Source organism: Enterobacteriaceae bacterium Kacie_13 (genome assembly GCA_013457415.1).
Taxonomy (GTDB): domain Bacteria; phylum Pseudomonadota; class Gammaproteobacteria; order Enterobacterales; family Enterobacteriaceae; genus Rahnella.
The window spans coordinates 4,137,088-4,151,811 of the sequence record CP045665.1 but is presented as its reverse complement, the minus strand read 5'-3'; the positions used below and the strand labels follow the sequence as shown (position 1 = coordinate 4,151,811).

Annotated in this window: 17 protein-coding genes; 10 read left to right on the top strand and 7 right to left on the bottom strand. The window is 52.5% G+C overall.

The window, feature by feature from the left end; genetic code table 11:
- Positions 1-5 precede the first annotated feature (5 nt).
- Positions 6-749: a 23S rRNA (guanosine(2251)-2'-O)-methyltransferase RlmB gene (gene rlmB, locus GE278_18990; protein QLK62714.1), complete on the top strand. Its 744-nt coding sequence runs from the start codon at positions 6-8 to the stop codon at positions 747-749.
- Between the two features lie 137 nt (positions 750-886).
- Positions 887-2,518 (top strand): isovaleryl-CoA dehydrogenase, encoded by a 1,632-nt coding sequence (locus GE278_18985; GenBank protein ID QLK62713.1) that lies wholly within the window; start codon positions 887-889, stop codon positions 2,516-2,518.
- 3 nt (positions 2,519-2,521) lie between these two features.
- Here the strand turns inward: GE278_18985 and bsmA are convergent, their stop codons facing one another.
- On the bottom strand, positions 2,522-2,833 hold the full coding sequence (gene bsmA, locus GE278_18980) for a biofilm peroxide resistance protein BsmA (GenBank protein QLK62712.1): 312 nt from the start codon (positions 2,831-2,833) through the stop codon (positions 2,522-2,524).
- 405 nt (positions 2,834-3,238) lie between these two features.
- Here bsmA and GE278_18975 point away from each other — a divergent pair, with 405 nt between their 5' ends.
- The 5 genes from GE278_18975 (at position 3,239) to rplI (ending at position 5,579) form a co-directional block, all read left to right on the top strand.
- Positions 3,239-3,988, top strand: a complete 750-nt coding sequence (locus GE278_18975; GenBank protein QLK62711.1) for an esterase — start codon at positions 3,239-3,241, stop codon at positions 3,986-3,988.
- A 151-nt stretch (positions 3,989-4,139) separates the two neighbouring features.
- Positions 4,140-4,532, top strand: a complete 393-nt coding sequence (gene rpsF / locus GE278_18970; GenBank protein QLK62710.1) for a 30S ribosomal protein S6 — start codon at positions 4,140-4,142, stop codon at positions 4,530-4,532.
- Positions 4,533-4,537: 5 nt separating this feature from the next.
- Entirely contained in the window at positions 4,538-4,855 is a 318-nt protein-coding gene (gene priB / locus GE278_18965; GenBank protein ID QLK62709.1) for a primosomal replication protein N, read from the top strand.
- A gap of 4 nt (positions 4,856-4,859) precedes the next feature.
- Positions 4,860-5,087 (top strand): 30S ribosomal protein S18, encoded by a 228-nt coding sequence (gene rpsR / locus GE278_18960; GenBank protein QLK62708.1) that lies wholly within the window; start codon positions 4,860-4,862, stop codon positions 5,085-5,087.
- 39 nt (positions 5,088-5,126) lie between these two features.
- Positions 5,127-5,579: a 50S ribosomal protein L9 gene (rplI, locus tag GE278_18955; GenBank protein ID QLK62707.1), complete on the top strand. Its 453-nt coding sequence runs from the start codon at positions 5,127-5,129 to the stop codon at positions 5,577-5,579.
- Positions 5,580-5,678: 99 nt separating this feature from the next.
- Here the strand turns inward: rplI and GE278_18950 are convergent, their stop codons facing one another.
- The gene (locus GE278_18950; GenBank protein ID QLK62706.1) at positions 5,679-6,386 is read right to left on the bottom strand and encodes an Opacity-associated protein A domain protein; all 708 of its coding nucleotides are present in this window, start codon (positions 6,384-6,386) and stop codon (positions 5,679-5,681) included.
- Between the two features lie 255 nt (positions 6,387-6,641).
- On the opposite strand from GE278_18950, the gene GE278_18945 reads away from it, so the two are divergent.
- On the top strand, positions 6,642-7,262 hold the full coding sequence (locus GE278_18945) for a peptidylprolyl isomerase (protein QLK62705.1): 621 nt from the start codon (positions 6,642-6,644) through the stop codon (positions 7,260-7,262).
- Positions 7,263-7,337: 75 nt separating this feature from the next.
- Here GE278_18945 and ytfE read toward each other — a convergent pair whose 3' ends face one another.
- A complete protein-coding gene (gene ytfE, locus GE278_18940) occupies positions 7,338-8,003 on the bottom strand; it encodes an iron-sulfur cluster repair protein YtfE (GenBank protein ID QLK62704.1) in 666 nt (221 codons plus the stop codon).
- Between the two features lie 124 nt (positions 8,004-8,127).
- Positions 8,128-10,077: a bifunctional 2',3'-cyclic-nucleotide 2'-phosphodiesterase/3'-nucleotidase gene (locus tag GE278_18935; GenBank protein ID QLK62703.1), complete on the bottom strand. Its 1,950-nt coding sequence runs from the start codon at positions 10,075-10,077 to the stop codon at positions 8,128-8,130.
- A 223-nt stretch (positions 10,078-10,300) separates the two neighbouring features.
- On the opposite strand from GE278_18935, the gene cysQ reads away from it, so the two are divergent.
- Entirely contained in the window at positions 10,301-11,047 is a 747-nt protein-coding gene (gene cysQ, locus GE278_18930) for a 3'(2'),5'-bisphosphate nucleotidase CysQ (GenBank protein QLK62702.1), read from the top strand.
- 53 nt (positions 11,048-11,100) lie between these two features.
- Here the strand turns inward: cysQ and GE278_18925 are convergent, their stop codons facing one another.
- The gene (locus tag GE278_18925) at positions 11,101-11,658 is read right to left on the bottom strand and encodes a YtfJ family protein (GenBank protein QLK62701.1); all 558 of its coding nucleotides are present in this window, start codon (positions 11,656-11,658) and stop codon (positions 11,101-11,103) included.
- A gap of 312 nt (positions 11,659-11,970) precedes the next feature.
- Between GE278_18925 and GE278_18920 the strand changes: the two genes are divergently transcribed.
- Positions 11,971-12,177 (top strand): DUF1107 family protein, encoded by a 207-nt coding sequence (locus tag GE278_18920; protein ID QLK62700.1) that lies wholly within the window; start codon positions 11,971-11,973, stop codon positions 12,175-12,177.
- Between the two features lie 114 nt (positions 12,178-12,291).
- On the opposite strand, the gene GE278_18915 is transcribed toward GE278_18920, so the two are convergent.
- Together GE278_18915 and msrA are read right to left on the bottom strand one after the other, a co-directional pair.
- Positions 12,292-13,647 (bottom strand): DUF21 domain-containing protein, encoded by a 1,356-nt coding sequence (locus GE278_18915; protein ID QLK62699.1) that lies wholly within the window; start codon positions 13,645-13,647, stop codon positions 12,292-12,294.
- A gap of 241 nt (positions 13,648-13,888) precedes the next feature.
- A complete protein-coding gene (gene msrA, locus GE278_18910) occupies positions 13,889-14,524 on the bottom strand; it encodes a peptide-methionine (S)-S-oxide reductase MsrA (protein ID QLK63349.1) in 636 nt (211 codons plus the stop codon).
- Between the last annotated feature and the right edge of the window lie 200 nt (positions 14,525-14,724).

The window sequence follows — 14,724 nt, the reverse complement described above, 5'->3', positions numbered from 1 at the left end:
GCATCATGAGCGAAATAATCTACGGTATTCATTCCGTTAAAGCCTTACTCGACAACGATCCGCAGCGCTTTCTGGAAGTCTTTATTCTCAAAGGCCGTGACGACAAACGTCTGAAGCCGTTGATCGACGAGCTGGAAGCCAGCGGTATTGTGATCCAGGTGGCTAATCGCCAGTGGCTGGATGAGAAATCCGAAGGTGCCGTGCATCAGGGGATCATTGCCCGCGTGCGCGAAGGCCGCCAGTATCAGGAAAACGATTTGCCTGCGCTGCTGGAAAGCCTTGAGTCCCCGTTCCTGCTGGTGCTGGATGGCGTGACTGACCCGCATAACCTAGGTGCATGTTTGCGTACTGCCGATGCGGCCGGTGTACATGCGGTGATTGTTCCGCGTGATCGCTCGGCCAAACTGAACGCAACGGCGAAAAAAGTCGCCAGCGGCGCGGCGGAAAACGTGCCGTTGATCAACGTGACCAATCTGGCCCGCACATTACGTGTGTTGCAGGAGCACAACGTCTGGATCGTCGGCACGGCGGGCGAGGCCGATCACAATCTTTATCAGAGCAAAATGACCGGACCGATGGCGCTGGTGATGGGCGCGGAAGGCGAAGGTATGCGCCGTCTGACCCGTGAACACTGCGACGAGCTGATCAGCATTCCGATGGCTGGCAGCGTGTCGTCACTGAACGTCTCCGTCGCGACCGGCGTTTGCCTGTTCGAAGCCGTACGCCAGCGTGGTCTGAAGAAGAGCTGATTTGAGTTTTCCTCACACTTGCTTAAAACGGGAGCCTCAGGGCTCCCGTTTGCATTCCAGTCTTTGTGATCTGTCCGCCTGTTAATTCCCCCATTTTTACCATACTGATGCCATGTCCTTTTAAAAGGGAGCAGGCGATGAACTGGGAAACACACCGGGTTTTCAATCAACCCAAACCTCTGAGTAACAGTAATTTATTTCTCTCCGATACCCCGCTGCGGGAAGCCATATCACGGCAGCAGGCCGGATGGGATGCTGACGTGCTGGCCTCCCTGGGGCAGCAGTTGGGCTCAGCCGAATCGATGGAACTTGGCCGGCTGGCCAATGCCAATCCGCCCGATCTTCTGCGTTATGACACTGCCGGAGAACGCCTCGACGACGTGCGTTTTCACCCGGCGTGGCATTTGCTGATGCAGGGGCTGATCGCCAACCGCGTACATAATCTACCGTGGCAGGAAGATGCCCGTATCGGTTCGGCAGTTGCGCGCGCCGCAAGGTTTATTCTTCACGCGCAGGTAGAAGCCGGGACGTTGTGTCCGGTGACCATGACCTTCGGCGCAATCCCGTTGCTGCAAAAATATCTGCCCGCAGAGTTCAGTGGCTGGCTGAAACCGCTGATGTCCGCCCGCTACGACTCGCATTTACAGTCCGGCGATCAGAAAAAAGGCGTGCTGATTGGCATGGGTATGACGGAGAAGCAGGGCGGTTCGGATGTGCTGAGCAACACCACGCGGGCGACCGCGCAGGAAGGGCGCGGCAGCGGCAAACCCTATCATCTGGTCGGGCATAAATGGTTTTTCTCGGTGCCGCAAAGTGATGCGCATCTGGTGCTGGCGCAGGCCGACGGCGGCCTTTCTTGCTTTTTCCTGCCGCGCGTATTGCCAGACGGCGAACGTAACGCTGTCCGCATCGAACGGCTCAAGGATAAGTTGGGCAACCGTTCTAACGCCAGCAGCGAAGTGGAGTTCCAGAACGCCATCGGCTGGCTGCTGGGTGAAGAGGGTGAGGGTATCCGCCATATTCTGAAGATGGGCGGTCATACGCGCTTTGACTGCGCGCTGGGCAGCCACGCGATGATGCGCCGGGCGCTCTCTGTGGCGCTGTATCACGCGTTTCAGCGTCAGGTCTTCGGCAAGCCGCTGATCGAACAACCGTTGATGCGTCAGACCCTGAGCCGTATGGCGCTGCTGCTGGAAGGGCAGACGATGCTACTGATGCGTTTGGCGGCGGCGTCCGGTGCGCAGGAGAGTCTCACGGAGCAACTGCTGTACCGGTTGCTGACGCCTGCTGCCAAGTTCGAAGTTTGCCGTCAGGGCATGCCGTTTGTGGCGGAGGCGATGGAAGTACTGGGCGGGATGGGTTATTGCGAAGACAGCGAGCTGCCGCGCTTGTACCGTGAAATGCCCGTCAACAGCATCTGGGAGGGCTCGGGCAACATTATGTGTCTCGATGTACTGCGTACACTCAGGAAGCTGCCAGCCAGCGGAGAGCTCCTGCAACAGGTACTGCATCAGGCGCGCGGCCAGAACCGGGTATTTGATCGCGCCGCCCGTCAGTTTCTGCAACGCCTGCGCGCGCCGGAAGAAGCGCAAGGCCGCTGGCTGACGGGACAATTGTTTAATCTGCTCGCAGCGACGCAAATGCTGGAATTCGCTTCGCCACCGATGGCGGACGCATGGTGCCGGATGGTGCTCGACCCGCGTGGTGAAACGCTGCTGCCGGAACGGTTGTGTCAGTTGCTCATCAACCGCGCCATCGGCGCAGAGTAGCGTTTAACGATACAGCGTGGCTTGTGAGTACCAGCGACCGGGCACAATGGTTTCGCTGTTAAACATGATCACATAATAACGTGCACCCGCCGCATCGGCTTTGCGCTGGATTTCTGCTTCGGCGTCCATCGGGCTGCCAATCACATCCGCAGTGACGCTGCCTATTTTGGTCAGCGTAGAAGTTTGAGCACGAGTGACTTCCTGTGCTTTAGCCGTCGGCGCGGGCGGTGGAACCGGGGTAGTTTGCATCAGATTACTGCAACCGCTCAGTGCCGCCAGTAACAGCAGCGCAGCGGGGATTCGGAGGGATTTCATCGTGATATCCGGTAAGAGGGCAATACACTGAGTGTAGCCTTTTCAGCGGTACGCTGGCGAGTCTGCGCGGCGTTTATTGCCGCGCGACTCACGTCTTAACGTTCGGAAATCTTAAACACGCTAACCAGCTGCGAAAGATGACACTTCTGCTCGCCGATGCGTTTTGACAGGATCTTCGCGCGCATATCGGCGTATATCTTTGGTGATATCAACAAAAATCGCTATAAATCAATAAAATAATAATGAAAATATGATTTTTTTAAGCTAAACCCACCGGTTTCAGTATGTTTATATAACAGGTTATAAATCATACGAAAAAGGTCTGGTCGCCCAATTTCCAGCCAGTAAAATGAATAAACATATTCAGGTGGTTTTCTTTTCCAGCATGTGCGAAAGAGGTATCAGATGGTTGAGATGTACGAAGAAAATATTGAAGGGATCCAGGTTATTCATGCGGTGCCTGCCGGACAATATCAGCAGCAGCTCCCGACGATTTTTTTCTATCACGGCTTTTTATCCTCAAAAGAGATCTACTCCTATTTTGGCTATACGCTGGCGAAGGCCGGTTTTCGCGTAATTCTGCCTGATGCGATCATGCACGGTGCTCGCGCCGAGAGCGACGAGGCAAAATGTGTGGCGCACTTCTGGCGCATTCTGCAAAACAACGTGGAAGAGTTGGCGGTCCTAAAGGACGTGTTTGTCGGACGTGGCCTGGCGGATGCAGAGCGTCTTGGCGTCGGTGGAGTATCGATGGGCGGCATGACAACTATGGCCGCGCTGGTGAGATTCCCCTGGATAAAAGTCGCGGCGAACCTGATGGGCTCGGGCTACTTCTCGCGGTTATCGCATCACCTTTTCCCGGCCTTCACTCTCGGTGAGGGAGCACAGCGCGAGGTTTTTGAACGCGAATTAGCGCCATTACTTAGCCTCGATATCACCGGGAAAGCGGCGTTGATCGCCGGTAAACCGTTGTTTGTCTGGCATGGCGAGCAGGATGATGTGGTGCCGTTTGGTGAAAGTTTACGGTTGCAACAGGAGCTTGCGGGCAGCGGCGCGGATAGCCATCTGACGTTCATTTCTGAGTCCGAAGCGAAGCATAAAGTGACGGTGCATGCGCTCTCAGAAGCCACTGCATTCTTTGCGCAAAAGCTGTAGAGAAATTAATCTGTCTTTCTCCTTGAGTTTCGCTTGGGCTGTACATATAATTCCCCGTCATTTTTTCGACCGCACACATAACACGTTCCTTGCTTCCATGGGCCGCGGTTGACCCTGACAGGAGGCTGAATAATCCGTAAGGAGCAATTCTATGCGTCATTACGAAATCGTATTTATGGTACACCCTGACCAAAGCGAACAGGTTCCGGGCATGATCGAGCGTTACAGTGCAGTAATCACTAACGCTGCTGGTCAGATTCACCGTCTGGAAGACTGGGGCCGCCGTCAACTGGCTTACCCGATCAACAAACTGCACAAAGCTCACTACGTTCTGCTGAACGTTGAAGCCCCGCAGGAAGCGATCGATGAGCTGGAAACAAACTTCCGCTTCAACGACGCCGTTATCCGTAGCATGGTTATGCGTACTAAACACGCGGTAACTGAAGCATCTCCAATGGTTAAAGCGAAAGACGAACGTCGTGATCGTCGTGAAGATTTCGCCGAAGCTAATGATGATGCTGAAGCTGGGGATTCTGAAGAGTAATTGCCGTGACGGCGAATCGTCTGGTGTTGTCCGGCACAGTGTGCAAGACCCCCATTCGTAAAGTCAGTCCTTCGGGCATTCCTCACTGTCAGTTCGTGCTAGAGCATCGCTCGCAGCAGCAGGAGGCCGGATTTAACCGACAAACATGGTGCAGAATGCCTGTGGTTGTCAGTGGACAAGCGTCACAAGCATTAACTCACAGTATAACGGTCGGCACGCAACTCACTGTTTCTGGTTTCATTAGTTGCCATCAAGGGCGCAATGGACTGAACAAAGTGGTGTTACATGCCGAGCAGATTGAATTGATAGATTCTGGAGACTAGCCTAATGGCACGTTATTTCCGTCGTCGCAAGTTCTGCCGTTTCACCGCGGAAGGCGTTGTAGAGATTGATTACAAAGATATCGCTACGCTGAAAAACTACGTTACCGAAAGCGGTAAAATTGTTCCGAGCCGTATTACCGGTACTCGTGCAAAATACCAGCGTCAGCTCGCTCGTTGTATCAAGCGCGCTCGCTACCTTTCTTTGTTGCCATATACTGATCGTCATCAGTAATAGGCCACTGTCCATAAACGACTTTGAGAGGTTAAGGTAATGCAAGTTATTCTGCTTGATAAAGTAGCAAACCTGGGCAGCCTGGGTGATCAAGTTAACGTTAAAGCGGGCTACGCTCGTAACTTCCTGGTACCACAGGGCAAAGCTGTTCCTGCTACCAAGAAAAACGTTGAGTTCTTCGAAGCACGTCGTGCAGAACTGGAAGCCAAACTGGCTGACGTTCTGAACGCTGCTGAAGCTCGTGCAACTAAAATCAACGAACTGGGTTCAGTCACCATCGCGTCTAAATCAGGCGACGAAGGCAAACTGTTCGGCTCTATCGGTACTCGCGATATTGCTGATGCAGTGACTGCAGCTGGCGTTGAAGTTGCAAAAAGCGAAGTTCGTTTGCCGAATGGCGTTCTGCGTACCACTGGTGAACACGAAGTTGAGTTCCAGGTACACAGCGACGTATTCGCTAAACTGAATGTCGTTGTGGTTCCAGAAGCGTAATAACGCTGAAGGTAACCCTGAAACGCCGGCCTTGTGCCGGCGTTTTGCATTTCTGCGAAAGGGAAAATGTTATATCGAAGAAACGCTCTGACAGGAGTATCAGTTTTCGCGCTGGAAGCTGCCATCAGACTGACGGACAAACGTTACCGTAACGTTCTGTTCGGTCGTGACCTGTAACGCCTTCACGACACCTTGCGCATCGCGCTGAATCTTCACTTCCTGTCCGGTTTTCAACGTACTCAGCGGTTTCTCCGCGCCCTCAACCCGCGCCATCGAAAACACATCGTTAACGGCCATGTTGTTATCGCGGAACAGCTGCGCCAGCGTCTGACCTGACTGCACTTGATAACTACGCCATGTGGCGCTGTTGTCGTTCGCCTGAGGTTGAACAGGTTCAGGCTGCGCCATCTGCGTGGTGCGGCCCTGATCGTTACGCAAATCAGCCTGCATCGGAATGCTGGCCGGCTGTTGCAGTTGCGAAGGGGCATAGGTGTTTTCCGGCGTATACGGCCACAGCAGGGCAATAAGGATCACCAGCACGCTGATGATAATACCGCGACGATGGGCATAAGGCAGTGGCGACATCCAGTGGAAGCCGTCGCTCAGGTGCCAGATTTTATTCAACAGCGTTTTGCTTTTGGAGGCAGCAGAAGGACGCGTTTCAGGTTGCCCGCTCATTTCTTCGCTTTCGCTTTCACTCTGCGCTGTCGTGTCTCGCATTGGCCTTTTCATAATGGCAATCCAGGATCTCAACATGGGTTGATAAATACGGATGGCTTTCCTTCTCCTGGGCGGGATTCTGCCCATGACGACCTCTCTTGTTAACTGTCGCATTTTCGACTGTCTGTTGCTGCCTAGTATAGCCGTTTAACTGCTTGATGCGGAAAGGGACAAAGCATAAATATCATTCAAACGATGGCTTGAATGGCGACAAATGCGAAAAATTTATCGAAAAGTGGAATGAACTGCGTCCGCCGTCATGTTGCCTCAGAGAGGATTTTACCCAAAAGCTCTGCGCTGCTATGCTGCGCCTTCGACATTTTTAAGAGCTAAGGAAAATTCATGACTACCCCTTCATTTGACAGCGTAGAAGCGCAGGCAAGTTACGGCATCGGCCTGCAGGTCGGTCAACAGTTGCAGGAATCAGGTTTGCAGGGCTTAGAGCCTGACGCACTGCTGGCAGGCTTACGTGACGCGCTGGAAGGGAACACGCCAGCCGTTCCTGTAGACGTGGTTCACCGTGCACTGCGCGAAGTCCATGAACGTGCTGATTCTGTCCGTCGTGAACGTCAGGAAGCACTGGCCGTTCAGGGACAGGAATTCCTCGCTCAGAACGCACAGCGTGAAGGCGTGAGCAGCACCGAATCCGGTCTGCAATTCTCTGTGATTACACAGGGCGAAGGCACTATCCCCGGCCGTCAGGATCGCGTACGCGTTCATTACACTGGTAAACTCATCGACGGTACCGTGTTCGACAGTTCCGTGCAGCGCGGCGAACCGGCAGAATTCCCGGTTAACGGTGTGATCGCAGGCTGGATCGAAGCCTTGACTCTGATGCCGGTTGGTTCCAAGTGGGAGCTGTATATCCCTTATAACCTGGCCTACGGCGAACGTGGTGCGGGCGCTTCCATCCCTCCATACAGCGCACTGATCTTCGAGGTTGAGCTGCTGGAAATTCTGTAATTTCCGACGGAACTCAGAAATGAAAAGGGCGCAGATGCGCCCTTTTTTACGTCCGGAGTTTATGGAAACGCTGGTTTACTCTCCGCGCAATGCCCGCGGGAACAGCAGGTTATTTTCAAGATGGATGTGCTCCATCAGGTCGGTGATGAATTCGTTGATCCCCGCATACAGCGCACGCCAGGTCACACAGGCACCTTCCGGCGGTGTCACGTTATCTGTCAGACGTTTGATCTCTTCGAGGATCTCACCCGCATCATCATGCTCACGTTCCATGACAGATATCGGACCGGCCGCCTGACGTCCCATTCCGCCACGGATCATCGGGAACAAAATCTGCTCCTCCTTCATCATATGGCTGGTCAGTTCGTCGAGGATCATCTGTAACTGGGCCGCCAGACCGTGCGGGCAGGGCGCTTTGTCGCCGTGAACGCGTTCGACTTTTTCTGCCATCAGTACCAGTTCAGGCAGATCCTGACGGTGCCTGTCGTGATAGCGTGGAATGATGAAATCGATGATTTGAGCCAGCGGCGCCGTTTTCCAGTCTGCCGAGGTATCCGGCTCCTGAGCGATTTCTGCCAGTTGCCGCTCGATAATATCGATATCCAGCTCCTTTTTGGTAACGGCTCGCAGCAATGTTTGTTTGCCACCGCAGCAGAAATCCAGATCGTATTGACGGAATAAACGGGTGGCGCGGGGAATGGCAACAGCCAGAGCGCCAAGAGGTTGGTCGCGATAGTCCATGATGAAGCCTCGTTAAATGAATAAATCTTATAACATGCATTATAAATACATGTTTAAGGCGGCGCTATAGCTCAAAGGAAGTACAGGAGAAAAAACGCCCCGGACGGGGCGTTGGAGAAGGGGCTTATTTCTGCAAATTGACCTGATAAATTTCAAAGCCGATGGCATCCGTTCCTTTAGCGGTTAACGGATACTGAGCGTGAGATTTAATGAAGGCCGCTGCTTTGTCACCCGGAGAGGTTTCGAATCGGATATCAAGCGGTTGCGAAGCCTTGATCGGCGCAAGCTTCCAGTTGTTGTCAGCGGTTGGCGTTACTGCGCCGTGCTTTTTAGTTTCGGCGCTGATATACGCCGCGACCACGGAACGGTTTTCATCCGGCGACGCAAAGGCGATGTGCTTGTCGCCGGTGCCAGCGAATTTCCCACCGTAAGCGCGGTAGTTATTGGTCGCGACCAGGAAGGTCGCTTTAAGGTCGATCGGCTTACCGTTGTAGGTCAGGTTTTTAATACGTTCGGCATCTTTGTTGATGAGCGTACATTCACCGTCGTACTTCGCTGGCTGGCTGACATCAATTTGGTAATTCACGCCGTCGATCACATCGAAGTTATAAGTACGGAAGCCATCCCAGTTGATCAGCGACTGCGGCCTGGTACTGTTTACATCTATCTGATTGAACTGACCGGCCGAGCATTCCAGCCAGTCTTTCACTTCCTGGCCGGTGACCTTCATTACCACCAGCGTGTTCGGATAAAGATATAAATCCGCCGCGTTACGGAACGTCAGATCACCTTTTTCCACTTCGACAAAACTGGCTGGATCGTTTTTACGTCCGCCGACCTTAAATGGCGCAGCGGCCGACAGCACCGGCAGACCCGCGAGATCCGGATCACCCTGAATGAAGTGCTCGGTATAGGCTTTTTGCGCGTTGTTAACGATCTGCACCGTCGGATCATCCTGCACCAGCGCAAGATAGCTGTACATGTTGTCGGTCGATTTACCGATCGGTTTGCTGACGAACTCGCGCGTGGCGTCATGGGACGGCGCGAGCACTTTCACCAGATCCTGGTCTTCTGGTGCCAGCGATTTCTTCTGCTCTTTGTCGTAAATCGGCCACGCCTCAGCTTTGGCAGTTTCGACTTTCCAGCTGCCGTTATCGTTGTTCAGCACCATATCGACAACACCCAGATGATCGCCCCACATGCCCGGCATCACGGCTGGAATGCCGTTCAGCGTACCCTGTTTGATATCGGCACCTTTGATGCTGGCAAACTCTTCGCTCGGGAAGACGGCGTGGGCATGGCCGAACATGATGGCGTCGATGCCTTTCACTTCGCTCAGGTAATAGACCGAGTTTTCCGCCATGGTTTTATACGGATCACCAGACAGGCCTGAGTGAGGAATGGCGACAATGATGTCTGCACCCTGTTTACGCATTTCCGGGATCCACTTTTTGGCCGTTTCGGTGATATCCGCAACGGTCACTTTGCCTTGCAGATTGGCCTTGTCCCAGACCATGATTTGCGGCGGTACGAAGCCGATATAGCCGATGCGCAGATTATGGGTTTTACCCTCGCGGTCTTTTAGGGCGTTATCGGTGATGAGAAACGGCGTGAACAATGGTTTACCGGTTTTATCGTCAATGACGTTGGCATTCACATAAGGGAATTTCGCCCCCGCCAGCGCTTTTTTCAGATAATCCAACCCGTAGTTGAATTCGTGGTTACCCAGGTTGCCGACTGCATAATCGAGCGTATTCATCGCCAGATACACCGGATGTACGTCGCCCTTTTTCAGCCCTTTCGCCGCCATGTAATCGCCCAGCGGACTGCCCTGAATGATGTCGCCATTGTCTACCAGCACAGAGTTAGTGACTTCGTTACGTGCCGCGTGGATCAAGCTGGCAGTACGCACGAGCCCAAATTTTTCGGTCGGTTTATCTTTGTAATAGTCGAAGTCCATCATGTTGCTGTGCAGATCCGTGGTTTCCATGATGCGCAGATCCACCTGTGATGCGTACGCCGGTAATGCGACCAGCGTTGCCAACAGGGATAACGTCAGATGACGCTTATTCATTGCCTTGCCTCCAGAAAAAGGGTTATGCCCGGAATAGAAAAACCGGATATGTATCTCAAAATTCGCTGAGAATGTAATCAGTTGTCATAAATAAATGTGAGATGTAACACCTTTATGACGTCCTGACGCGGCGTAAGTGACAGGTTGATAACATTCCGGGATGGCTATTCCGAGTAAAAAAAACTAGGCTTGAGCAATAAGAGTGAATGCATCGAGGGTGAAAATGTTAGAGCAAATTTGTCAGCTGGCGCGCGAGGCAGGCGATGCCATTATGGCGGTGTACGACGGCGAACAGCCGCTCGACGCCCGTCAGAAAAAAGATGATTCACCGGTGACTGCGGCAGATATCGCCGCGCATGACGTGATCAAAGCCGGTCTGCAAAAACTGGATCCGCAGACGCCGATGCTGTCGGAAGAAGATCCGCAAAGCTGGATCGAGCGTCAGGGCTGGACGCGTTACTGGCTGGTCGATCCGCTGGATGGCACCAAAGAGTTCCTCAAGCGTAACGGCGAATTCACCGTGAATATTGCGCTTATCGAAGACGGCGTGCCGGTGCTGGGTGTGGTGTATGTGCCGGTGACCAAAGTGATGTACAGTGCGGCGGAAGGCAAAGCCTGGAAAGAAGATCAGGGTGAACGTCGTCAAATTAACGTCAGCGAAGCGCATCCGCCGCTGGTGGTGGTGAGCCGTTCGCATTATGACAACGATCAGGAACTGAAAGATTATTTGGCGCAGCTTGGCGAGCATCAGACAATTTCAGTAGGATCTTCGCTGAAATTCTGTCTGGTGGCAGAAGGTTCCGCTCAGCTTTATCCGCGCTTCGGGCCGACCAATATCTGGGACACCGGTGCCGGGCATGCGGTGGCGATTGCTGCCGGTGCGAAAGTCAATGACTGGACGGGGCAGACCCTGCTGTATACGCCGCGTGAATCCTTCCTCAATCCAGGCTTTCGGGTTTCGTTGTTCTAAATCCAGCCTGGTAAATGCAAATCCCGGCGTTGAAGCCGGGATTTTTTATGTCACTATTCTTTGACCAGCTTATCCACAAGCGTAATCACCTGCTGTACTTCCTGCGCTGAAAGCTGCCCGTCTTTAGCGAATTTAATCACGCCGTTTTTATCCAGCACCGCCACTGCTGAGCTTTCCGGTTGCAGCTGCCACGCCTTTTTCACCACACCGTTACTGTCGACAATGATTTGCGACCATGGGAATTCCCGCTTGCCGCTTTCAATGCTTTTACGCACAAACAGGCTGGTGCCGATAATAGCATCGTCAATGTTGACGATGGTCGTCGTCTGATAACGATCATGCGGCAAATTCGCCGACTTGATGGCTTCAATCAATGGTTCGTTCAGTGCTTTGGCACTGCTTCTTCCCGCCATATGCTGCACGATACGCACTTTTCCCGGCAGTCTGGCACTGTTCCATTTGGTGTAGCTGAACGTGTCGTTGACGTCGTTCAGTTCGCCTTTATCATCGACGCCGACGGGGGCGACACGCTGGCCGAGGGTAAAGTTATGGGCCGATGCAAAAAGCGAAAATGTCATAAAACTGATCACACACAGACTTCTTAGAAGCATACATTCTCCGGGGCACAAAAGGGCAGACCCGCCAAGCATAGGATGGCTTAAGTGGTCTGTCCTGTTGAGTTGTTAAATTTGTGTTGCTGGTTACAAAATTGACACATAAAGCAGGGTTATACTGCCAACAAGTGTCAGGGCTTAAGACAATACTGAAAAGCAATGTAAAAGCAGTTAAATACACTGGCAATACCTGAGTGCCCTGCTATGTTATATGTCTCATCACTGCAATTGTTCCTTTTTCTGTTCCGGTATCTGTCGCCTTGCGACGTGGCCGGCGCATGCAGTGATTTAACGGAGAAAAGTAGAAAAATGAGAATCTTCCAGCGTTACAATCCGATGAAAGTCGCGAAGTACGTCAAGACACTGTTCCGTGGACGTTTGTATATCAAAGACGTCGGCGCTTTTGAGTTTGACCAAGGCAAAATTCTGTTGCCGAAGGTTCGTGATAAGCGCCACTTTAGCGTGATGTCTGAAGTTAACCGTCAGGTTATGCATTTGCAGACAGAAATGGGCTAAACGCCCTGCGCGTAGTCGCTGACGCCCATCTGGCGCAGCAGGCGCAAAAAAAACGGCCCCTCTGAAAGGGGCCGTTCGTGTTTCTGGCATTCGGCAAACCGCGCGGTTTTATCGTTAAGACTGTGCCTGCGCTTTCTTCTCGTCTTTAATTTCCTGCGGCGTTTTTGGCAACAGAGGGGCGACGGGCTGATCGACAATGCGCGTCACCAGCAGCTGGTCAATCTTGTAGCTGTCGATATCAACCACTTCAAATTTGTAGCCAGAGAATTTCACGAAGTCCGTACGCTTAGGGATTTTACGCAGCATGAACATCATGAAACCGCCGATGGTTTCATAATTGCCGTTCTGCGGGAACGCTTCGATATGCAGCACGCGCATTACGTCTTCGATTGGCGTACCGCCTTCGATCAGCCACGAATGCTCGTCACGGGCTACAATCTGCTCTTCCATACCCTGACCGACTAAATCGCCCATCAGCGTCGTCATGACGTCGTTGAGCGTGATAATACCGACCACCAGCGCGTATTCGTTGAGGATCACCGCGAAGTCTTCTCCGGCGGCTTTAAAGCTTTCGAGCGCTTCGGACAGCGTCAACGTATCCGGCACGATCAATGCGTTGCGGATCTGCACGCCGCTGCTCAGCATTAAACTCTGATTGCCCAGCACGCGGTTCAGTAAGTCTTTCGAGTCAACATAACCCACGACCTGATCGATATGACCGTCGCAGACCAGAAATTTCGAGTGCGGATGCGTGGAAATCTTCTCTTTAATGCTCTCTTCGCTTTCGCGCAGATCAAAGAAAATCACGCTCTCGCGTGAGGTCATTGACGATGGCACTGTGCGCGATTCAAGTTCGAACACGTTTTCAATCAGCTCATGTTCCTGTTTTCGTAACACACCGGCCAGTGCACCGGCTTCCACTACGGCATAAATGTCATCAGAGGTGATGTCGTCGTTACGCACCATCGGCAATTTGAACAGGCGGAAAATCATGTTCGCCATTCCGTTGAAGAACCACACCATCGGGCGGCACACCAACAGGCAGAAACGCATCGGGTTGACTATACGGACCGCAACCGATTCAGGTGAAATCATACCGATGCGCTTCGGAGTGAGGTCAGCGAACAGAATAAACAGACTGGTGACCAGCACGAAGGAGCAGATAAAGCTGATTTGATCCGCCATTTCTGGCGACATGAAACGAATAAAGAAGGACTGGAACGCTGGGGAGAAAGCGGCATCGCCGACAATACCACCGAGGATGGCGACGGCATTCAGGCCGATCTGTACCACGGTGAAGAACAGGCCAGGGGTTTCCTGTAGTTTCATTACGCGAGAGGCATTGACGTTTCCTTCGTCTGCCAACTGTTTAAGTTTTATCTTGCGGGAAGCGGCCAGCGATATCTCTGAAAGCGAGAAAAAGGCACTGATCGCGATAAGTAAAAGAATCAGTAAGATACTGTTTAACATAATCTATCCGTTTAACACCGGTGTAAACCGGCAGGGAAAGGCACTCATTATTTTTGCTGCTTATTGATGACTCAGCTCAACGTCATTTTAATCTCAGATTAAAAGTCAGTTCAGAAGAAAGAAGCATTAAGGATGAAAAAAACAAAGATAATTGCCAGAAATAATTTTAATGGGCCACATTTGTGACCCGGATAGTATAGCAGCAGCACTGAGACCGCCGCCAGCGCTTAAAAATCCCGCATTATTGCGGTGGCAGACAGACACCAATTCCGCCTAAACCGCAGTAACCTTCCGGATTTTTAAACAGATATTGCTGATGATCGTCCTCCGCATAATAGAACGGCAGGGCCTCGGTGATTTCAGTGGTGATGGTGCGCTTGTCGTTCGCGTCGTCCATCGCCTGCTGGAAACTTGCCAGACTGGCCAGCGCCTGATCCTGTTGCTCTGCGCTCAGCACATATAACGCTGAACGGTACTGTGTGCCGATATCGCCGCCCTGACGCATACCCTGCGCCGGGTCATGATTTTCCCAGAAAATCTGCAACAGCTTCGCGTAGCTGATAACCGAAGGGTCAAAGACCACGCGCACCACTTCCGCATGGCCGGTCTGGCCGCTGCACACTTCACGATAAGTCGGGTTCGGGGTGAAACCGCCGCTGTAACCGGCTGCCGTGCTGTGAACCCCTTCCAGTTGCCAGAACAGACGCTCTACGCCCCAGAAGCATCCCATCGCAAAAACCGCGACTTCCATATTGTCAGGAACATACGTCATCGAATGTCCATTTACGGCGTGAGTCGTTGCCACTGGCATCGGTGTTGTACGGCCAGGTAACGCATCTTCTTGATTTACAACATGCGTTTTGTCGGAAAGTTGCACCACGGGAGACTCCATTTGTTGCATTAGTGAACAAAATTAGTAACAGAGATTAATGACCAACGGGTCACTCTTAGTTGTATCTGATTGCGTCTTTGCACACAATACGGGGAACGTTGCGCCGTCGTTGAACATTTTCATGGGATTGGCACTAAACTGCCTTCATCAGACATTAAAAGCTGAATCTGCCAAAGATGGGCGGA